The following is a 22,563-nucleotide window of genomic DNA, read 5'->3' as shown; positions in this document are numbered from 1 at the left end:
TTCTGATTCAAACATACAACGTTTTATCGTTAAACTACAAAAAAAATCGACGAAATACACCTTTTTGGCTTATGAAAAAGTATTATCTTACATCAAGGAGCTAAACGTTCTCTCTTCCAAGTGTAATCTTCTTGAAGCGAATAACGAATTCTATCATGCAAACGATTGGCTCTTCCTTGCCAAAATTCAACTTGAACTGGACGCACTAAATAACCTCCCCAATGACTAGGACGAGGAATAGATTTATTTTCGAAATTGCGTTCTAAGGATTTTAAATTTTCTTCTAAAAATTCACGCGATGGAATAACCTCACTTTGATTAGAAACAACAGCACCTAACTTACTGCCATCAGGTCTGGAATCGAAATAATTATCCGAAACTGTTTCGGGAACTTTTTCAGCTATTCCTTTAATAATGACTTGACGTTCGGCAGTATGCCAAAAAAAAGAGAGACAAACATTTGGATTATTTGCGATAGCTCTCCCCTTCTCCGAATGATAATTGGTGTAAAAAATAAAACCTTCTTCGTTGTATTTTTTTAGAAGTACCACTCGGGCTTTTGGAAATCTATCAATACCCATTGTGGAAACAGTCATGGCATTCACTTCTTCTGAACCGCCAAAATCTTCCACCTCATGAAACCAACGATGAAAAAGATTAATAGGATCCTCAGGAACATTAGATTCTAATAATTCACTTTTTTCATATGATCTTCTGTAATTACTTAAATCTTCCATGTTTATGTGTTTAATTAATAGTATTCATGTTATAAATCAAAAGTTTTGCCATCTTCTGCTAATAAAACATTTGGAAAAACAGTTTCGGCTTCTTCTTTAAATAAATCTATCGAATCGTATCGTGTTGAATAATGCCCTAAAATGAGTTGACTAACTTGGGCTTTTGCTGCAATAGTTGCCGCTTCAATGGCTGTTGAATGCATGGTTTTGGAAGCTAAATTTTCTTCTGATTGTAAAAAAGTAGCTTCATGATACAAAACATCAACATTACTGATAATAGGAATAATTGGTTCAAAATAACAACTATCCGAACAAAAAGCATAGCTTTTAGGTTTTAGGGGATCGAAAGTCAATTCAGAATTGGCAATAAGCCTACCGTCATCCAATAGAATATCTTTACCATTCTTAATGTTCTGATAATAACACTTTTCGATTTGATAATGTTCAACAGCTTCAATATTTAATTTTCGTTCGTCAAGCTTTTCTTGAAATAAAAAACCATTAGTATAAATGCGGTGTTGCAAGGGAATGGTTTTCACAGACACTTTTTCGTCTTCAAAAATAATTTCGCTATTGGTATTTTTTAATTCGTTAAAATGCAAATTGAAGTTAGGCCAGGAATTAGAGAGACGTAATTGAAGCTTGATGATTTCCTTAATTCCTTTTGGACCATAAATATGCAAATCATTGTTTCGGTTGAGCAACGAAAAGGTAGAAATTAAACCAATTAATCCAAAAAAATGATCACCATGCAAATGCGAAATAAAAACATGGTTAATTTTAGAAAATTTAATTTTGTTTTTGCGAAGTTGTACTTGAGTTCCCTCACCACAATCGATAAGAAATAAACGGTTTTTGATTTCTAAAACCTGCGCCGTTGGATTAGTAAAAGTACGAGGGGTTGCTGCATAACAGCCAAGTATTGTTAATTTCAAAGTGTATTTAGTTAACTGGTTATATTTGTTTAATCGTAAAATAGAAAATCATTCGATTAAACTTTAAACGAATAAACAATTAAACTATTTAAAAACCTAAGTCACGCTCTATTTCTTCCATTTCAATAATATCATGAGCTTCTAACAAGGAAGGAACAACGGTTAATTTTTCTGGTAATGCATTATAATCAGAATCAGCAACAACAATAACAAATGATTTTTTTGATTTTTTATGTTGTTTTGATAAAGGTAAAAACAATTTTAAGTTACTTACGGTTATTTCTTCCTTATAACTTAATAAATCAATGATTATATTGTGATTTTCAAAACTTTTATATTGACTACTAACCTTTGTTAAGAATGAATCAAAATCGCCCTGAGTATCCTTGATAGTTATTGTATGTTCTTTTTGATCTACTTTCATAGCTGTTAAATTAATGGTTGGTCGGACTAAATTTATCTTGCTTGTTTTTGTCTAACAAAATTTTACATTAAAACATTTACAATCAATATTTTAAAAATAAATATTAATCAAAAACAACTTCTAAAGTTACTTTGTTTTTTTTAATTTATTGAATTTTTGAAGCCAAAAGATAAATAACTGCCATTCGAATAGCTACTCCATTTTCCACTTGATTTAAAATAACTGATTGTCCTGAATCAGCTACTTCAGATGTGATTTCGACCCCTCTGTTAATTGGTCCAGGGTGCATAATCACAATTTCTTTATTCAATGATTCTAATAAAGTTTTGTCAACACCATATTGTTGTGCATATTCACGAGTTGACGGAAAATAATTCACATCCATTCTTTCGTTTTGAACACGAAGCATATTCGCTACATCACACCACTCTAAAGCGTTTCTTAAGTTTGATTCTACTTTTACACCTAATGATTCAATATATTTAGGAATTAAAGTTTTAGGTCCGCAAACTTTTACTTCGGCTCCCTGCATTTGTAATGCATAAATATTAGACAGAGCAACTCTGGAGTGCAAAATATCACCTACAATCACTACTTTTTTTCCTGCTACATCTCCTAATTTTTCTCTAATCGAATAACTATCTAATAAGGCTTGTGTAGGATGTTCATGGGCTCCATCTCCAGCATTTACAATACTTGCTTTTACATTTTGGGATAAAAAGTGTGCCGCTCCAGGATTAGCATGACGCATAACTACCATATCTACCTTCATCGAAAGGATATTATTTACAGTGTCGATAAGCGTTTCTCCTTTTTTTACAGAAGACTGAGCTGCCGAAAAACTAATTACATCTGCTGAAAGTCGTTTTTGAGCTAATTCGAAAGAAAGTTTGGTTCGGGTACTATTTTCAAAAAATATATTAGCAATGGTAATATCTCGTAACGAAGGCACTTTCTTAATTGGACGATTAATGACTTCTTTAAAATGATCGGCCGTTTCAAATATAAGGTCTATATCATTTTTGTTAATGTATTTGATACCTAATAAATGATTTACGCTTAATTCTTTCATTTTTTTCTACGATTATTATTTTATAAAGATGGAATTTTAAATAAGACAGTGTTAATTAGTTACTACATAAACGGCATCTTCACCATCATTTTCTTTCCAACTTACCTTTACCTTTTCATTATTAATAGCATCTACCTGTCTTCCTCGATAATCAGGCTGGATAGGCAAATTTCGACTAAAACGTCGATCAATTAAAACCAATAATTCAATTTCTGATGGACGACCAAATGACTGCACCGCTGTTAATGCTGCTCTTATGCTTCTTCCAGTGTACAAAACATCGTCGATAAAAATTACTTTCTTATTTTCGACGATAAAATTAATTTTTGTTTTGTTGGCTTCAAGAGGTTTTTCGGTTCTTCTGAAATCATCTCTAAAAAAAGTAATATCTAAGTATCCTAATTGAATTTCAGGAGTTTGATAATCTTTTTCTAATACTTCTTTAAGACGTTCTGCTAAAAATGTTCCTCTTGGTTGAATTCCAATCAAAATAGTATCCTTAAAATCGAGATGTTTTTCAATTAGCTGACAAGCTAAACGATGTAAAATAATATCGACTTCTTTGGAATTAAGCAAAACTTTTTGAGTCATAATAAAGAGTTATATTGGGTTGTGCAAATATACAAATTCAAATCTATCAATTCTTATGATAATTATATTACACAAAAGTTTTCTTTTTTCAGCTTCCTTAAATAACTACATTAAATATTGTTAATTATAACAATTATATCTGTTTTGTTACAATTGATTTATAAAAAATCCCAGTAAAAATTATAACTTCGGGGAAATATTAAAAAAATTCTACATTTATGTTATTTTTTAAACAAACACACTTAAACCACCTCAAAATTGTTGCGTTTATAGGTTTAAACACTTTGTTTAGCGCTAATGCTAATGCACAAAATCCCCAATCAAATCAGCAAGATTTAAAACTATGGTACAACAAGCCTTCTGAAAAATGGGTCGAAGCTTTACCCGTAGGAAACGGTAAAATAGGTGCTATGATTTTTGGTGGTATTGAAGACGAATTATTGCAAATTAATGAAAGTACGCTTTGGAGCGGTGGTCCCGTAAAAACCAACGTAAATCCAGAATCCAAAACCTATTTACCTAAAATTAGAGAAGCTCTCTTAAAAGAAGAAGATTATACTAAGGCAAACCTACTTACTAAAAACATGCAAGGTTTCTACTCACAATCGTATTTGCCTTTAGGGGATATTCATATTAAGCAAAATTTCAATAACGCAAAGCCAACTTCGTATTATAGAGATTTAGATATTTCAAAAGCTGTGGCGACCACTACATTTACGATCAATGGAATTACTTATAAAAGAGAAATTTTTACTTCTGCGCCAGATAATATCTTATTAATTCGTATTTCGGCAACTAAAAAAGGAGCTTTAAATTTTACTGTTTCTAGCTCAAGCCAGTTACGATTCACTCCTAAAACAATAGGAAACAATGAACTTGTTATTAACGGAAAAGCTCCTGCAAACGCTGACCCTTCTTACTATAATCCTGGAGGAGGAAGAAATCCAATTGTTTACGAAGATCCAACTGGATGCGATGGTATGCGTTTTCAATACCGTATAAAAGCTTCGGCTAAAGATGGTAAAGTTACCGTTGCTAATGCAGCAATCAATGTTCAAAATGCGACAGAAGTAACATTATATGTAGCTGCGGCGACTAGCTTCAACGGATTTGATAAATGTCCTGATAAAGATGGGAAAGATGAAAATAAAATAGCTACTGATTTAATCCAAAAAGCGGCTAAACAGAACTATAGTGATTTGTTTAAAAAGCACATAACCGATTTTAAAAAGTATTTTAACAGAGTAACATTTACAGTAAAAGATACTTTAAAAGCTAACAAACAAAAAACAATTCCATCGAATGAACGCTTGAAAGAGTATTCAAATGGAGCCTATGATCCGGGATTAGAAACTTTATATTTCCAATTTGGGAGGTATCTATTAATTTCTTCTTCACGCCCTGGAGGACCACCAGCTAATTTACAGGGTATTTGGAATAAAGAACTTCGTGCTCCTTGGAGTTCTAACTATACAACAAACATCAATGCTCAGATGAATTACTGGCCAGCAGAGGTAACAAATCTTTCTGAAATGCACCAACCTTTTTTAGATTGGATTCAAGATGCAGCCAAAACAGGAGCGGTTACGGCTCGTGAATTTTACGGCGCTAAAGGTTGGGTTGTTCACCACAACTCTGATATTTGGGGATTAAGTAATCCTGTAGGTGACCGTGGCGATGGCGATCCAGTTTGGGCAAACTGGTGGATGGGTGGAAACTGGTTATCGCAACACTTGTTTGAACACTATCAATTTACAGGGGATAAAAAATTCCTAGCCGAAAAAGCCTATCCCGTTATGAAAGAAGCCGCTATCTTTACGCTAGATTGGTTAGTAGAAGATGCAAATGGATATTTAGTTACTGCCCCATCAACTACTCCTGAAAATAAATTTAAAGACAAAAATGGTAATGAACAAGCTGTTTCTGTTGCCACAACTATGGACATGTCTATTATTAGAGACTTATTCCGTAACCTTATTGAAGCCTCTGAAATTTTAGATATTGATAAAGAATTTAGAGCTATTTTAATTGCCAAACAAAGCAAATTATACCCATTACAAATTGGTAAAAATGGTGCTTTGATGGAATGGTATAAAGATTTTGAAGAAACCGATATTCACCACCGACATGTATCACACTTATTCGGATTGTATCCAGGAAGAGAAATTACACCATCGAATACTAAATTTTTAGATGCTTCCAAAAAAACCTTAGAAATACGTGGCGACGAAGGTACGGGTTGGAGTAAAGGATGGAAAATTAACTGGTGGGCTCGTTTACAAGACGGTGATCATGCCTATAATTTGATAAGACAATTATTAAACTATGTAGACCCTTTAGCTCGTAATTCGGGAGTTGGAGGAACCTATCCTAACTTTTTTGATGCACATCCGCCTTTCCAAATTGACGGAAACTTTGCTGGAACTGCAGGTATGGCCGAAATGTTATTACAAAGTTACAATGGTTATATCCAATTGTTACCAGCCTTACCTAAAGCTTGGAAAGAAGGCCAAGTTAAAGGACTTGTGGCAAGAGGTGGATTTGAAATTAGCATGAACTGGAACAATCAAGAATTACAAACCGTTGCTGTAAAATCATTAAACGGTGCCGAATGTATACTGGTTTCTAATGTTCCTTTAAAATTAGAAAACACATACATTACTTCTCAAAAAACAGATAAAGGTTACCAAATCATTTTTCCAACAACTAAAGGTACAAGCTATCAATTAGTTAGAAAATAAGTCAATAAAACCCAAACAAAAAAGGCAGTTTCAAAATGATGAAACTGCCTTTTTTTATAACTTTCAATCTAATTACAAATTATACATTTTCTTTCTTTGTTCTTGGATTTTTTCATCATCCAAATACTCATCAAAAGTCATATAACGGTCAATAACTCCATTTGGAGTCAACTCCACTACTCTATTACCTACCGTTTGTGCAAACTCGTGGTCATGTGTAGTAAAAATAACCGAACCTTTGAAGTTTTTCAAAGAGTTATTGAAAGCTGTAATCGATTCCAAATCCAAGTGGTTTGTTGGTTCATCAAGCATTAAAACATTGGCACGCTCCATCATCATTCTTGAAATCATACAACGTACTTTTTCCCCTCCTGATAATACATTACTTTTCTTTAAGGCTTCTTCTCCTGAGAAAATCATTTTCCCTAAAAATCCTCTAATAAACACTTCGTCACGCTCTTCTTCTGTTTTTGCATATTGACGTAACCAGTCTACTAAAGTCAAATCGTTTTTAAAGAATTCATGGTTCTCAGCTGGTAAATACGCTTGATTAGTAGTTACTCCCCAATCAAAAGTTCCAGAATCGGCTTTCTGATTACCATTTAAGATTTCGTAGAAAGCAGTTGTAGCACGAGAATCTTTAGAGAATAAAACGATTTTATCGCCTTTTGCCATATTCAAATCTACATCTTTAAATAAAAGCTCTCCATCAATCGAAGCACTTAAATTCTCTACATTTAAAATTTGATCTCCAGCCTCACGATCTTGGTCAAAAATAATCGCAGGATAACGACGGCTTGATGGTTTGATTTCGGCAATATTCAGTTTCGAAATCATTTTTTTACGAGAAGTCGCTTGTTTAGATTTCGCCACGTTAGCAGAGAAACGACGAATAAATTCTTCCAATTCTTGTTTCTTCTCTTCTGCTTTCTTGTTTTGTTGTGCTCTTTGTTTTGCTGCTAATTGACTAGACTCATACCAAAACGTATAGTTTCCAGAATAGTGATTGATTTTACCAAAATCAATATCCGAAATGTGTGTACAAACTGCGTCCAAAAAGTGACGGTCGTGAGAAACAACGATTACTGTATTTTCATAATTCGCTAAGAAATTCTCTAACCAAGAGATCGTTTCAAAATCCAAGTCATTGGTAGGCTCATCCATAATCAATACGTCAGGATTTCCAAAAAGCGCTTGTGCCAAAAGCACACGTACTTTCATCTTTCCTTCCATATCCGACATTAAGGTATAATGGTACTCTTCGCCAATACCTAAGTTAGACAATAACGAAGCGGCATCCGAATCAGCATTCCAACCGTTCATTTCTTCAAATTGCACTTGCAATTCTCCAATTCGGTCTGCATTTGCATCATTATAATCCAGATACAATTCGTCCATTTCTTTCTTTACGGCATACAGAACTTTGTTCCCCATAATAACCGTTTCAAGAACGGTATGTTCGTCAAACATGTTGTGGTTTTGGTTCAAAACCGACATACGTTTTCCTGGCTCTAGCTGCACATGTCCCGAAGTTGGGTCCATATCGCCAGATATTATTTTAAGAAAAGTAGATTTTCCAGCACCATTAGCACCGATGACACCATAGATATTACCGTGAGTGAATGTAGTATTTACTTCGTCGAATAAAATTCGCTTGCCAAACTGAACTGATAAATTATTTACTGTTAACATGAATATCTTTTATAAAATTTGCCGCAAAAGTACAAAAAATAAGCTTCTTATTAGCATTCTTATAAAAGGAATTCAAAACAGTGGATTGTTGAAAAGTATTGATGTTATTTGTAGGAATATTTGATATATTTGGAATTAAATAAATTTACTTATAATCAATCAAATTATAAATCTTCAAAATAAAATGGTTAAAAAATTTACTTTTAAATTTAAAAAGAATATCCCTATTAGTATTCTTTTACTTATAGTAATCATTTATTTTGGTTGCAATTATATCACAGAAATTAAAAAAAATAAAGAGGTTATTAAAAACATAAAAGGCGATTGGGGAATGATAATTATTCCAAAAAAAAGAGAAATAATTAATGGTCATATAGTACTACCACCACTTTTTACAATACCTCAAGGAATGAAATTTTCAAATGACAGTATTGAGTCATATTTAGGTTTTTTTAAAGATAGTCTAGACAAAAAAGGGAGATATAAAATGCAATATCTAGGTAATAGCACTTCATACAAAATAAATAATGATAGCATCTATATAAAAAGCCTCTCAAATGGTCAGTGGGAATTCAAATGGAAATTTGTCAGTAGAAAAAATGACACTTTGAAATTAGCAATTGACGATACAACCTTCGTTCTTTTCAAAAAGCTTAATTACAACCTTGACAAATCGATTAATTTCGACCAAATAATTTTCTCAAGTTCAGGATGTTATGGCTCATGCCCTATAATTGATATTTCAATTACTAAAGAAGGAAATATATTATTCCAAGGAGAAGGATATACAACTCCTCTTGGATTTTATTCTGGTAAAATTAACCACAAAACAAAAAATTATATTTTTAATAAATTCAGATGTGCAAACCCTCTAAATCTCAAAGACTCTTACTCAGTCAACCATACTGACGACCAATCTTTAACAACAACATTTGTAAAAAGCGGAAAAATTATTAAAACAATTCATGATTATGGAATGGCAGGTACTAAGGAATTAATATGGGCTTATATTGCAATTTCGAAAATGCACAAAAAAATTCATCTAAAAAGATTACCCTTTGATGAACCTTTTTATCCTAAACTTAATTATTTTTCTTTTAAAAAAGGTGATTTGAATTTATATCTTGAAAAATCAGAAAGTTTCTATTTATGGACTGAGTTAAAAAAATCAAAACAAACAAATGGAAATTTTAAATCAAAATATAAGGTGATTTTTAATGGAAATTACACTTATTGGGGACCTGATCCAAATGAAGCCAGACAACATAAATATGAAATAAGTTCAATAACAACAGACGGACAATTTTTTAAATTTGAATTTAAAGGCAAAGAACCTGAAACTTACAATTTGGGGTATAATTTTATAGAACGTAATTTTAAAGAAATCAACTTCAAATAAAACAACATTGAAAAAAAGCATTAGAATAACACTTTTATTTTTGATATTTCTTGTTACAAGTTGCAATCAAGTCAAAAAAGAAGATAATTTCAATAAAATAGATAAATCAGAAATCAATAAGCAAGGAAATTCTAAAATTGTTTCTCTATCCAACCAACTTTATCTTTTAGCTCCTGAATTTGATTCAAAAAATTGCAAATCCTTTGGAGAATGTGATTGCTGTAGCAGTAATTATTTGTTTTTGGATAATGAAATTTTTATTTGCGTTGATTACTGCTTGGACACAGACACTTATTATAGTGGCAAATATAAAATAGAAAATGATACCGTAAATTTAAAATTCAATTCTACTGTTATCCAAAAAGAATACAATTGGGAAAGCGAAACAGATACAATTAATACGCAACCAAAATTTTTATATAAAATTGAAAAATGCAAAGCTTTTAAAACTGTTTGGACTAAATTAAATTGTAGTAAAAACAACTGTTTTAAAAAGATTGGAGACGAGACAGAATTTGCTTCTATTGACAACAAAAAGTCTCCAGAAAACTTTTTGAATGAATTAAAAAAAGAAGGGCTAATTGAAAAACTAAATTTAAAATAAAAAACGATAAAGTGGAAATCTTTTCCATATTTGCAACGATGAGCAACTTTGTCGAATTACTAAATGAGATTCCTCCTTCGTTGGAATGACAAGATTGCGGAAGTATATTAGGTAAATAACATTCCTTTTTTAACACCTAGTTTGTCATTCCGACGAAGGAGGAATCTCATCAAAATTAATAAAATGAATAAGCAATTAATATCACTATCTCATCAAACAAAAAAAACCTCGTTTATCCACAATAAGACAAACGAGTTTTTGTTTTACAAAATGGTTATTTTACAATTCTGCTAATTTCTTTAAACTATCATAAATTGCCAGTTCCACATCGGCATTATTGCGAGCATTGATTTCTGCTAGCAAACTATTTAATACCGTTTTATTAGAAGTTTGATTTTGTTCAAATCCTTTCAATAATTCTTTAGCAACAGCACTTAAATGCTCTGACAAAGGCAATAGCGGCTGAATCAAAGGTGCATTTTTACTAAACACATTCAGTTCGACATCCATATTAATCCATTGATTTAAATAATAAACAATCTCCGTTTTTGATGAATCATCTTTGTCCGTTAGGTATCGATTAACCATTTTGTTAAACTCATACGCATCTGGAGCATCGGCAGCACAGGCATCAGCAAATAAGGTCAAAGGCGAATACATGAAATACTTCTTCCCGCCTCCATTTCGTTTGTAAATTTTATACGGTTCACAAATATTACTAAAATCATTCAGCGCTTTAATACCTTGGTTATTAGAAATATTACGCAAAATCACTTCTTTGTTTCGAATATGGGTCAAACCTATTTTCTCTAAATAAAAAGAAATTTTACGTAATCTTCGGCGCATATCTTCCAAATCCCTAACATTTTCATTCGACCATAAACGCTCTGCAATTGCGGCTGTTCTTGGCCAAATACGGGAATCAATAGTCAGTGGTGTAACCAGTTCACTCCACATAGTAGCCTCTCCACCCAGAATTCGAGCTTTTTCTTCATCAGTAAAAGTCACATTTTTAGGCATTGGGTCATTTAGATAATGGGAATCAACAGACAACATCAAATCAATATAATACCCATTTGATAGCACAGTTTTATAACCATTTTTGGCCGCTGCAGCAAGAGAAGCTCCCGGCTGTAAACCTTCATTGACTCCGCGCCAAGCATGAATAATAGCTTCTTTAGACATGTCTGGCGTCATGATTTCCTCCCATCCCATCAATTGTTTGCCATGCTTTTTGAGCATCGGAACCAATTTCATATTGAAATACGTTTGCAAATCATGATTCGATTCCAGTTTGTTCTTTTTCTTAAACTCCTGAATTTTAGCATTAGCATTCCATTCCTTTCCATTATTTTCGTCACCACCTATATGAAAATAAGTACTTGGAAACAACGGACAAACTTCGTCAAAAATAGCTTCCAGCATTTGATAGGTTTTAGGATTCGTTGGATCGAGTGCCGCATCGTGAATACCTGATTTTCTCGATATTGCATATTTGGAAGTGGTTTGACTTCCAATTTCTGGAAAAACCGATAATAAAGCCGAAGCGTGACCGGGAACATCGATTTCCGGAATCACCATTATCCCTTTTTCATCGGCATATTTTACAATATTTTTGATCTCCTCTTGGGTGTAATATTGCCCATCTGAACCCAATGCTGTCAATTTAGGTAGGTTTTTCAATTCTATTCTCCAGCCTTGATCATCTACTAAATGCCAGTGAAAAACATTCATTTTCATGGCTGCCATCCCGTCCAAATTGCGCTTAATCACATCGACGGGCTGAAAATGACGGGAAGCATCAATCATCAAACCACGCCAGGCAAATCTGGGTTTGTCATCAATTTCAACTCCAGGAAAATAAAATTGAGTTCCATTATTTTGAAGTAGTTGCGACAAAGTAGCTAAAGCATGCAATGCACCTAAATCGGTAGTTGCCGTAATTTCAATCTTAGTTGATGTCACTTTTAAATGATAGCTTTCGTCTTCATTTAAAACCATTTTACCTGTTCGACTACAATTGATTTGCAAATCCGCTTGAGGTAATGCGTCTGTTGAAGTAACAAAACCTTGATTAAAAAACAAACCTGTTCTTTCGTCTAAATTTCTCAAAAATTGGGTAGCCGCTTTAAACACTCTTGAATTGGCTTCAGCCTTACAATTAATACTGAAATTCTTATTTAAAACAAACGAAGCATTCGACAATGAAACAGATTGTGGCCAAGGCATCAAATTCAAATCCTCTTTCTTGATTTGAGCTTGAACCATGACATAGGTAAACAAAGACAAAATAACATATTTCATACTGTAAAAATTTTTAAGAAAATTAGCTGTTTAAACTTTTTTAGTTAAACGTTTTATTAGTCCGTAAAAACAGTAATTTTTGAATTTTATAAAAATCAAAAAAGAGGTCGGATATGGATAAATTTAACAAAAATATTCCATTTTGAACAATACCCTGTATTTATCGTTCAAAAAAACCGATTTTAACTACATAATATTTTTTTATTCAAATTTTAAAAAATACTTTTACCCGATATAAAAAAAAACACACCTTAAAAAAACAACTAAAAAATTATGAATTCTGAAAATTTACAAACCAAATGGGGACAATTCATCTCCCTTGTAACCGTTTTTTTCTTCTGGGGATTTGTAGGATCTGCAAACGACATTTTGATCCCTGTATTTAAAAAAGTATTTACCCTATCACAAGTCCAATCACAACTAGTAGCCTGGGCATTTTATGCGGCTTATTTTGTGGGTTCTATTATCTTTTTTCTAATTTCTTTGAAATCAGATGTATTGCAAAAATTTGGCTACAAAAAAACATTAGCAGGAGGATTAGTACTATCAGCTGTTGGATCTTTCTTATTTGTTCCAGCTGCCACAATGGAAAGTTTTGGATTTTTCTTAGCTGCCCTTTTCACAGTTGGTTTAGGATTTTCTATCCAACAAATTGTAGCTAATCCACTAGCTATCAAGATGGGAAGCCCTGTAACTGGAGCTCATCGTTTAACATTAGCTGGAGGAGTTAACTCATTCGGAACCACAATTGGTGCTATTTTGTTAGGAATTGCATTATTTGGAATGGGAGACAGCAAAAACACTTCACTTTCATTAGAAGATATCAAACTACCATTTATCATCTTAGGATGCGCTTTTATAATTGTGGCTCTTTTTATGCTTTTTTCTAAAATTGAAGATCCTGTTAAGGAAGAAGAAGCTGTTATTGAGCACGGACATAAAAACTTCACAATACTTGATTACCCACAATTATACTTGGGAATGTTAGCTATTTTTATTTATGTAGGTACTGAAGTTTCTATCATTAGTAATCTTCCAGCTCTATTAAAAACAGCTGAATTTGGAAATATTTTAGAGGAAGCCATCCCTCCATTTATTGCGTTGTATTGGGGAAGTTTAATGATTGGTCGTTGGAACGGAGGAGTGAATGTTTTTAACACTTCTAAAACGGTAAATTTACTTTTAAAATTCATTGTTCCTACTATCGCTTTCGGAGTAATTATAGGTACTAATGTTTTTGCAAAACATGATGTTTCTGCATTTTACATCTACCCTATTTGGATATTATTATTCATTTTTATGAGTTTTCTTGGAGGTAAAAATGCCGGAAAAACACTTATGTTATATGGAATCTCTGGTTTAGCAATGATGTTATTAGGACTTGTATTTCCGGATAAAGAAATCGCTAAATTCTTCTTTATCTCAGGTGGATTATTCTTGTCTATTATGTGGCCTTCTATTTTTGACTTAGCCATTGCTGGTTTAGGAAAAAACACAGGTAAAGCTTCCTCTTTCTTAATCATGATGATTCTAGGTGGAGGTGTTATTCCATTAATTCAAGGTAAAATTTGTGATTTTGACTTAAGTAGTCCAGAAGGAATTTTTGGAATTTCTTGGACCCACTTTTCATATATTATACCGCTTTTAGGTTTTGCTTATTTGGCATTTTACGGTTTTTATTGCCCTAAAATTCTAAAAAAACAAGGTATAGCTCATGTGGAATCTGAAGGAGGAGGACATTAAAATTAGTAAAAAAACAACCGTAAAGCCGTCAAATTAAACAAATTTTGACGGCTTTGTTGTTTTAGATACAATCTTGAATCAAATCGACATGTATTTGGATAATTTAATTTTAAAAAAAATATATTTGTTCTAAATTTTTGAAAATGAAAAAACTATTACTTCTACTTTTTACTTTTTTATTATTCTTTTCTTGTGGTATAAAACAAACTAGAAATTTATTGACTTCTGGGAATTATGATGAAGCTATAGACAATGCCATTGCTAATTTGCGTGCTAATAAAGACAAGAAAGGAAACCAGGATTATGTATATCTCCTGGAAGAAGCTTTTTTTAAAGCGACCGAAAGAGATTTAAACAACTTGAATTTATTAGAACAAGATAAAAATACGGCTAATTTGGAACGTATTTACAACACTTACTTGCAATTAAATAATCGTCAGGAAAAAATCAAACCGTTGCTTCCATTACAATTAATCAAAGAAGGGAGAAATGCAAAATTCACTTTTGATAATTACAACAAACAAATTGTAGACAGCAAAAATGCCTTGTCTAAATTTTTATATGCAAATAGTTTGGCTTTACTAAAGTCGTCAAACAAAATGGATATAAGAAAAGCCTATGATGATTTAGTGTATTTGAACCAAATTAACCCAAATTATCAAAACACACTTCAACTTCAGGAAGAGGCTTTAAGTAAAGGAAAACATTATGTATCTGTGGTTTTACGTAATCAAACGAATATGATTATCCCTTCGGATTTGCAAGCTGATTTATTAGATTTTAACACTTTAGGTCTCAATGATATTTGGACCGTTTATCATAAAACGATTCAAAAACAAGTTAAATATGATTACCAAATTGTTGTTGATTTTAGAACAATAAACATCAGTCCAGAACAAATCAAAGAAAAAGAATTCGTTAAGGAAAAACAAATTAAAGATGGTGTAAAAGACCTGCTGGATAAAAATGGTAGAATTGTAAAAGATAGCTTAGGAAAGGCTATTAAAGTAGATAATTTGAAAACAATTGTCATTCGAATTAAAGAGTTCAACCAATTTAAAGCGTGCCAAATTACGGCAAATGTGGATTATCTCGATTTTAAAAACAAACAACTCTTACACTCGTTCCCTATCGCTTCTGAATTTATTTTCAAAAATGATTACTCAACCTACAACGGTGATAAAAGAGCTACAGATGAGTCATACTATCCTTATTTTTCAAGAAAATTACTTCCTTTTCCTAGCAACGAACAAATGGTTTATAACACAGGAGAAGATTTAAAAGTAAAACTGAAAGGCATTTTGATGAAAAACAAATTGTAATTAAAAGCGTATTTGTTTACTATTCAAATAGTTACAAAAACAAATCAAATATTAAAATAAATTATAAAAGCCTGTTCAAATTGAAAAATAAGTGTATTTTTGCATCAATGAATTACAAAAGTGTACATATCACCACATTGTCACGGATAGACAAAGCTATCGCTTCGCCCGAAGTACGGATACTTATATAGTATCTAAACGCTTTTTTGTCTATTTATTCATTATTTTTTATTTGTCCAAAATTGAAATTACAGCCGTTATCCGTTGGATTAATATATCCAAAAAACAAAATTTTAAACATTTTATTCTGTCACAATATTTCAAGTTGGCATTATTATGTTAATTTTGCAGACAATTTCAAAAAAGGTTCAATATCGAATTATAATTTTTTCACTTTTTTTAATCTAAAATTCATCTTTTGAAATGAATATTTCTATCCTTATAGCTCAAGAAGAACATTTTAAGTATGCAGAAATTATCTGTGATACTATAGAATCTTCTGCCAAATTGAGAGGAACCGGAATTGCTAAAAGAACTCCCGAATATATCCAAAAGAAAATGACCAATAGGGATGCCGTTATCGCTTTGGATAAAAATGGTGATTTTGCTGGTTTTTGCTATATAGAAAGTTGGCAACACGGACAATTTGTTGCTCATTCAGGTTTGATTGTACATCCTGATTTTAGAAATCTTGGTTTAGCTAAGAAAATTAAAAGTTTTGTCTTTGATTATTCTTTAAAAAAATATCCAGGTGCAAAAGTATTTGGAATCACAACAGGTTTAGCGGTTATGAAAATTAATTCGGAGTTAGGATACAAACCGGTTCCTTTTTCTGAATTAACGAGTGACCCTACTTTTTGGTCTGGTTGTAAAACCTGCACCAATTATGAAATCTTAAAGAGTAAAGATTATAAAATGTGTTTGTGTACAGGAATGCTTTACGATCCTGCCGAAAAACCAAAAGACCCACCAAAACATCCATTCAATGTGAGAATTTGGAATCGCCTGAAAAAAATTAAACAGGCACTCTTTTTAGAGAACAAATAATAACGAATAAAATTTAATTATATAATCAGCTGGACGCTAAGTTCTATATAAAGAGCAGTTAACAGCCCATAGATCGAGAAAAATGAAAAAAGTTGTATTAGCTTATAGTGGAGGTCTAGACACCTCATATTGCCTTAAATATTTAAAAAATGAAAAAGGATATGAAGTTCACACCGTATTAATTAATACAGGAGGTTTTGATGAAGAAGAATTAGCTGCCATCGAAAAGAGAGCTTACGAATTAGGAAGCGCTCAACACGCTAATCTTACTATTCTTGACAAATATTACGACAAAGCGATTAAATATTTAATCTACGGTAATGTTTTAAAGAACAACACCTACCCACTATCAGTAAGTGCTGAGCGCGTTTTTCAGGCGATTGAGGCTATTAAATATGCTAAATCAGTTGGTGCAAGTGCTATTGCTCACGGAAGTACAGGGGCTGGAAACGACCAAATTCGTTTTGACTTAATTTTCCAAACGATTGCGCCGGAAATCGAAATCATCACTCCTATCCGTGACTTGAAATTATCAAGACAAGAAGAAGTAGATTACTTAATCAAAAACGGAGTACACTATTCTTGGGAAAAAGCACAATATTCTATCAACAAAGGGCTTTGGGGAACTTCTGTTGGAGGAAAAGAAACTTTAACTTCAAAAGATCCGCTTCCTAGCGAAGCTTACCCTTCTCAATTACAAAAAGAAGGTGAAGAGAAAGTAACTTTAGAATTCAAAAAAGGGGAATTAGTAGCTATTAATGGAGTTGCTGACAAACCATCAAATAATATCGTTGCTTTGGAGAAATTGGCTAACGCTTATGCTATCGGTAGAGACATTCACGTAGGTGATACTATCATAGGAATCAAAGGAAGAGTTGGTTTTGAAGCTGCTGCGCCGCTAATCATCATCAAAGCGCACCATTTATTAGAGAAACACACTTTAGGTAAATGGCAACAATACTGGAAAGAGCAATTGGGTAACTGGTACGGAATGTTATTCCACGAAGGCCAATTCTTGGATCCTGTAATGAGAAACATCGAGACTTTCTTGAAAGACACTCAAAAAACAGTAAACGGAAAAGTATTTGTTTCTTTGAAACCTTACCACTTCTCTTTAGATGGTATCGAATCTGAAAACGACTTGATGAACACTGGTTTCGGTCAATACGGAGAAATGAACAATGCCTGGACATCTGAAGATGCTAAAGGATTTATCAAAATCTTAGGTAACGCTCAAAACATTTTCTCTTCGGTAAATAAAGAGACTTACGAATAAGCCTTTCTTTAATAAGAATCGCTAAAACAAAATTTCAACCATTAAGAAATTAAGTTTCATTAAGCTTAATGTTTCTTAATTTCTTAATGGTTCATTTAATTCAGTCTGACTTGTTCAGACTAAAATAATATAGAAACTATGATTAAAGTTGGAATAATAGGTGGTTCAGGTTACACAGCAGGAGAATTAATCAGAATCCTGATGTTTCACCCGGATGCCCAATTAGATTTTGTTTACAGTACAACCAATGCAGGAAAACCATTATCAATCGCTCACCAGGATATTTTGGGAGATATTGAAATGAACTTTACAGACACCATCAATCCTGATGTAGATGTATTATTCTTGTGTTTAGGTCACGGAAAATCAATTGCGTTTTTAGAGAACAACAAATTCTCTAATAACACAAAAATTATCGATTTAGGTAATGATTTCCGTTTAACAAAAGATAAAGATTTCGACGGAAAATCATTTGTTTACGGCTTACCTGAATTAAACAAAGAAGCTATCAAAGCTACAAGTTATATTGCCAATCCTGGTTGTTTTGCAACTGCTATCCAATTGGCTTTATTACCATTGGCTGCTGAGGGTGCTTTAACTGAAGATGTTCACATCAATGCAACAACAGGAAGTACAGGTGCCGGTGTAGGATTGGCTGCTACTTCTCACTTTAGCTGGAGAAACAACAACTTCTCTCACTATAAAGCATTTGAACACCAACATTTGGGTGAGATTAATCAAAGTATCAAACAATTGCAGGCTTCTTTTAATGATGAATTAATTTTCATCCCAAACAGAGGAGATTTCCCAAGAGGAATTTTTGCAACCTTATATACAAAATCAGAAGAGAGTTTAGAAAATTTAGTTGCTAAATACGAAGCTTTCTACACCGATCAGCCATTTGTAACTGTGACAACTACCAACATCAATATGAAACAGGTAGTACAAACTAACAAATGTATCATTAGTTTAATGAAAAAAGGAAACCGGGTTTTAATTACATCAACTATTGATAATTTATTAAAAGGTGCCTCTGGTCAGGCCGTTCAAAACATGAATTTAATGTTTGGATTGGAAGAAACTACAGGATTACACCTAAAACCATGTGGATTCTAAGAAATTGAAAAATTGAAGAATTTAAAGATTGAAAAAAAATTTCACTCTTATATCAATTTCAAAATTCAATACAAACTTGGAATCTTTAAATCATTAAATTTTTAAATCTTTAAATAATAAAGAAAATGAACTTATTTGACGTTTACCCATTATATCCTATTACGCCTGTAAAAGCAATTGATTGTATTATTTACGACGAAAAAGGAACAGAATATTTAGATTTATACTCTGGACACGGAGTTATTTCAATTGGTCACACCCAACCAGATTATGTGGCTAAAGTAAAAGCACAATTGGATAATTTGAGTTTTTACTCGAATGCGATTCAAAATCCATTACAAGTAGAATTAGCAGAGAAATTAGGAAAAGCATCCGGTTTAACTGATTTTAGCTTATTCTTATGTAGTTCTGGAGCTGAAGCAAATGAAAATGCATTAAAATTAGCTTCTTTCCACAATGGAAAATCAAGAGTAATTGCTTTTGATAATTCGTTCCACGGAAGAACTTCTGCTGCTGTTGCAGTAACTGACAACAAGAAAATTGTGGCTCCGTTAAATGCGCAACAGGTGGTTACTTTCCTTCCTTTGAACCAAATTGAATTGGTAGAAGCAGAATTACAAAAAGGAGATGTTTGTGCGGTGATTATCGAACCAATTCAAGGAGTTGGTGGATTAGACCAAGGAACAACCGAATTCTTCCAAGCTTTAGAAAAAGCTTGTCACGCAAATGAAGTAGTTTTGATTATAGACGAAGTACAATCAGGATATGGAAGAAGTGGAAAATTCTTTGCTCACCAGCACCATGGAATCCATCCGGATATCGTAACTACTGCTAAAGGGATGGGGAACGGTTTCCCGATTGGAGGGGTTTTGATTTCTCCTAAATTCCAAGCGAGTTACGGATTATTAGGAACTACTTTTGGAGGAAGTCATTTGGCTTGTGCCGCAGGAATTGCAGTATTAGATGTGATGGAAGACAAAAAACTAATCGAAAACACAAACAAAGTATCAGAATATTTCTTTGAAGCGATTAAAGTAATTCCAGAAATCAAACAGGTAAAAGGAAGAGGATTAATGCTTGGAGTTGAATTTGACTTCGACGTGAGTGTCTTGAGAAAGAAAATGATTATTGAAAAACATATCTTTTCAGGAGGAGCTAACAATAAAAACTTATTGAGAATCCTTCCTCCGCTAACGATTACGACTGATGCTATCGATACATTCATCAAAGCGTTACAGGAATCTTTAGCTGAATTGAAAAACTAAAATTCGTTTGCGTGAGGGATAGCAGCGAAAATCCTTTTTTTAATTGTAGCGTAGCGGAAATAAAAAAAGATTGAAGCGAATAGCCCGACCCGAAGGGACACGCCCAAACAAAAAATATAAAAAATGAGCACATTATTATCCATAGAAAAAAGAAACGCTGTATTGACAAGAATGGCGGCTCTTTTAGAACAAGAAAGAGAAGCTTTAAAAGCCATCAATCAGCAAGATTTAGCCAATTATAATGGTGAAGATCTGGCTATGGAGAAACGTTTACTCGTTGATGACGCTAAGGTAGACGGAATGATACTTTCCGTACAACAACTAGCAAGTCAGGAAGATCCTGTTGGTCAAATTCGTTACGAATTCACTCATGACAATGGTATGAGAATCAGCAATAAAACAGCTGCTTTTGGAACTATCTTAATTATTTATGAATCACGTCCTGATGTAACTGTGGAAGCGGGTGGAATTGCCTTTAAATCAGGAAATAAAATTTTATTGAAAGGTGGTAAAGAATCTTTGCTTTCGAATCTAAAGATTGTGAGCCTTTGGCATCAGGCTTTGGAAGAAAACGGAGTAAGTACTGACTGGGTGGAATATTTGAATTATGACAGAGCACAAACTCAGGCTTTCTTAGAAAAACCATCACAAAAAGTCGATTTGATTGTACCTCGTGGTGGGGAAAAACTGATTGAATTTACCAAAAAACACGCCAGCTGTCCAGTAATTGTAAGTGGTCGTGGAAATAACTTTTTATACATCAATGCCAATGCTGATTTAGAAAAAGCTATGGCTATTATTATTAACGGAAAGATCTCAAACATATCAGTTTGCAACGCTTTAGATAAAGTATTAATTGATGTTAATTTAGCAGATTGGGAGGCTTTCGCAAATGAATTAGTGGCTAAATTAAAAAGCTATAATGTTACTATTTTAGGAGATGAAGCTGTTGCAAAAGCGACGAATGTTCCTGCTATAGAAAACGATTTGATTTGGTACGAAGAATTTTTAGATTACAAAATTGTTATTGGAACCGTAAATTCAAATAACGAAGCGATTGAAAAAATCAACAAATATTGTGGAGGACATTCGGCTTCCATTATTACCGAAGAAAAAGCCATTGCTCAGGAGTTCATGGAAAACATTGATGCTTCTTCTGTATATCACAATGCCTCTACTCGATTCACAGACGGTGGACAATTTGGTTTAGGTGGAGAGTTAGCGATTAGTACCGATAAATTACACCAACGCGGACCAATTGGTTTACAACATTTGGTAACCAATAAATGGTATATTTACGGTGAAGGACAGATTAGGTAGCAAAAGGCAGATTTCAGAATTTAGATTTTAGACAGTAGCTATTAAATAAAATAATTTGCGAATTTGCGGTAAAAAACAAATACAGCTTAGTGCTCTTTGCGAAAACTTATCGCTCTTTGCGGTTAAAAAAAACCTTCGCGGTTAAACCATGGGAAAGAAAAGAATTTTATTAAAAATAGGAAGTAATACATTAACCAAAGAAACCAATCATATTTCCAGAGGAAAGATTGAGGATATTGGTATGCAAATCGCTTCTCTAAATGATAAATATGAATTTATCATTGTGAGTTCGGGTGCAATTGCTGCAGCCAAACAGTTTGTTAAATTAGACAACAACGATAAAGATGTTTTTGTCAAACAAGCTTTGGCTTCTATTGGTCAACCCCATTTGATGCGTATCTACAATGAAAATTTTAAGGATTTAGGCTTAAACACCTCACAATGTTTACTTTCGTATTCGGATTTCGAAAAGGAACAAACCAAGAAAAACATTGTCAACACCATCAATGTATTGGTTAAAAACAATTACATTCCTATCATCAATGAAAACGACACTGTTGCTACCGATGAGATTAAATTTGGAGATAACGATAAATTAGCTGCTTTGACAGCCGTTTTATTGAAAGTTGATATTTTAATCATTGCGACTAACACCGATGGTTTTTACACTAAAGAATCCATGTTAAAAGGAATTCCTGAAACCATCACATCAGTTGATGATTTGAAAGATTTGGAAAAAGAAATTGGTGATTCTAAATCCTCACATGGAACAGGTGGAATGCAATCTAAGATTGAAGCAGCAGCTATTGCAAAAAGCGCCAATATTGAAACTTGGGTAGTAAATGGCCTTAATGACAATTTTATACTAAATGCAATTGCAAATACTATAGCATTCACAAAAATTGTATAATTTTTAAAGTAATTAATAGAATTATAAACTCGTATGAATCAGCGTTATTTGCTTAGCAAATTCGT

Annotated in this window: 18 protein-coding genes; 11 read left to right on the top strand and 7 right to left on the bottom strand. The window is 32.9% G+C overall.

The window, feature by feature from the left end; translation table 11 throughout:
• Positions 1-92: 92 nt before the first annotated feature.
• From pdxH to pyrR, 5 genes are all read right to left on the bottom strand, one after another.
• The gene (pdxH, locus tag ACFPTQ_RS09725) at positions 93-737 is read right to left on the bottom strand and encodes a pyridoxamine 5'-phosphate oxidase (protein ID WP_379776919.1); all 645 of its coding nucleotides are present in this window, start codon (positions 735-737) and stop codon (positions 93-95) included.
• Positions 738-766: 29 nt separating this feature from the next.
• Positions 767-1,672 carry a ribonuclease Z gene (locus tag ACFPTQ_RS09720; protein ID WP_379776917.1) on the bottom strand — a complete coding sequence of 302 codons (906 nt, stop codon included), beginning with the start codon at positions 1,670-1,672 and terminating at the stop codon, positions 767-769.
• 88 nt (positions 1,673-1,760) lie between these two features.
• Positions 1,761-2,096, bottom strand: a complete 336-nt coding sequence (locus tag ACFPTQ_RS09715; RefSeq protein ID WP_379776914.1) for a ribonuclease Z — start codon at positions 2,094-2,096, stop codon at positions 1,761-1,763.
• 145 nt (positions 2,097-2,241) lie between these two features.
• On the bottom strand, positions 2,242-3,168 hold the full coding sequence (locus tag ACFPTQ_RS09710) for an aspartate carbamoyltransferase catalytic subunit (protein WP_278035680.1): 927 nt from the start codon (positions 3,166-3,168) through the stop codon (positions 2,242-2,244).
• A gap of 51 nt (positions 3,169-3,219) precedes the next feature.
• Positions 3,220-3,759, bottom strand: coding sequence for a bifunctional pyr operon transcriptional regulator/uracil phosphoribosyltransferase PyrR (pyrR, locus tag ACFPTQ_RS09705; protein WP_379776911.1), 540 nt, complete (start codon positions 3,757-3,759; stop codon positions 3,220-3,222).
• A gap of 218 nt (positions 3,760-3,977) precedes the next feature.
• Here pyrR and ACFPTQ_RS09700 point away from each other — a divergent pair, with 218 nt between their 5' ends.
• Positions 3,978-6,500, top strand: coding sequence for a glycosyl hydrolase family 95 catalytic domain-containing protein (locus tag ACFPTQ_RS09700; protein ID WP_379776907.1), 2,523 nt, complete (start codon positions 3,978-3,980; stop codon positions 6,498-6,500).
• A gap of 72 nt (positions 6,501-6,572) precedes the next feature.
• On the opposite strand, the gene ACFPTQ_RS09695 is transcribed toward ACFPTQ_RS09700, so the two are convergent.
• Complete coding sequence (locus tag ACFPTQ_RS09695) at positions 6,573-8,192, bottom strand: ABC-F family ATP-binding cassette domain-containing protein (RefSeq protein WP_379776905.1); 1,620 nt, start codon at positions 8,190-8,192, stop codon at positions 6,573-6,575.
• 184 nt (positions 8,193-8,376) lie between these two features.
• Here ACFPTQ_RS09695 and ACFPTQ_RS09690 point away from each other — a divergent pair, with 184 nt between their 5' ends.
• Both ACFPTQ_RS09690 and ACFPTQ_RS09685 read left to right on the top strand, forming a co-directional pair.
• A complete protein-coding gene (locus ACFPTQ_RS09690; protein ID WP_379776903.1) occupies positions 8,377-9,591 on the top strand; it encodes a DUF6438 domain-containing protein in 1,215 nt (404 codons plus the stop codon).
• Between the two features lie 7 nt (positions 9,592-9,598).
• Positions 9,599-10,195 (top strand): hypothetical protein, encoded by a 597-nt coding sequence (locus ACFPTQ_RS09685; RefSeq protein WP_379776900.1) that lies wholly within the window; start codon positions 9,599-9,601, stop codon positions 10,193-10,195.
• A gap of 279 nt (positions 10,196-10,474) precedes the next feature.
• Here ACFPTQ_RS09685 and ACFPTQ_RS09680 read toward each other — a convergent pair whose 3' ends face one another.
• A complete protein-coding gene (locus ACFPTQ_RS09680; RefSeq protein WP_379776898.1) occupies positions 10,475-12,499 on the bottom strand; it encodes a beta-N-acetylhexosaminidase in 2,025 nt (674 codons plus the stop codon).
• A 273-nt stretch (positions 12,500-12,772) separates the two neighbouring features.
• On the opposite strand from ACFPTQ_RS09680, the gene ACFPTQ_RS09675 reads away from it, so the two are divergent.
• From ACFPTQ_RS09675 to proB, 8 genes are all read left to right on the top strand, one after another.
• Complete coding sequence (locus ACFPTQ_RS09675; RefSeq protein ID WP_379776896.1) at positions 12,773-14,242, top strand: MFS transporter; 1,470 nt, start codon at positions 12,773-12,775, stop codon at positions 14,240-14,242.
• Between the two features lie 143 nt (positions 14,243-14,385).
• Positions 14,386-15,564, top strand: coding sequence for a hypothetical protein (locus ACFPTQ_RS09670; protein ID WP_379776893.1), 1,179 nt, complete (start codon positions 14,386-14,388; stop codon positions 15,562-15,564).
• Between the two features lie 423 nt (positions 15,565-15,987).
• Positions 15,988-16,611: a GNAT family N-acetyltransferase gene (locus tag ACFPTQ_RS09665; protein ID WP_379776891.1), complete on the top strand. Its 624-nt coding sequence runs from the start codon at positions 15,988-15,990 to the stop codon at positions 16,609-16,611.
• An 82-nt stretch (positions 16,612-16,693) separates the two neighbouring features.
• Complete coding sequence (locus ACFPTQ_RS09660) at positions 16,694-17,887, top strand: argininosuccinate synthase (RefSeq protein ID WP_379776889.1); 1,194 nt, start codon at positions 16,694-16,696, stop codon at positions 17,885-17,887.
• A 138-nt stretch (positions 17,888-18,025) separates the two neighbouring features.
• Positions 18,026-19,003, top strand: a complete 978-nt coding sequence (argC, locus tag ACFPTQ_RS09655; protein WP_379776886.1) for an N-acetyl-gamma-glutamyl-phosphate reductase — start codon at positions 18,026-18,028, stop codon at positions 19,001-19,003.
• A gap of 125 nt (positions 19,004-19,128) precedes the next feature.
• The gene (locus ACFPTQ_RS09650) at positions 19,129-20,268 is read left to right on the top strand and encodes an aspartate aminotransferase family protein (RefSeq protein ID WP_379776883.1); all 1,140 of its coding nucleotides are present in this window, start codon (positions 19,129-19,131) and stop codon (positions 20,266-20,268) included.
• A gap of 123 nt (positions 20,269-20,391) precedes the next feature.
• Positions 20,392-21,588, top strand: a complete 1,197-nt coding sequence (locus ACFPTQ_RS09645) for a glutamate-5-semialdehyde dehydrogenase (RefSeq protein ID WP_379776880.1) — start codon at positions 20,392-20,394, stop codon at positions 21,586-21,588.
• A 148-nt stretch (positions 21,589-21,736) separates the two neighbouring features.
• The gene (proB, locus tag ACFPTQ_RS09640) at positions 21,737-22,498 is read left to right on the top strand and encodes a glutamate 5-kinase (protein ID WP_379776877.1); all 762 of its coding nucleotides are present in this window, start codon (positions 21,737-21,739) and stop codon (positions 22,496-22,498) included.
• Positions 22,499-22,563: the final 65 nt, after the last annotated feature.

This window comes from Flavobacterium sp. GCM10022190 (assembly GCF_042656445.1).
Classification (GTDB): Bacteria; Bacteroidota; Bacteroidia; order Flavobacteriales; family Flavobacteriaceae; genus Flavobacterium; species Flavobacterium nitratireducens.
This window is presented reverse-complemented; position numbering and strand designations above follow the sequence as displayed.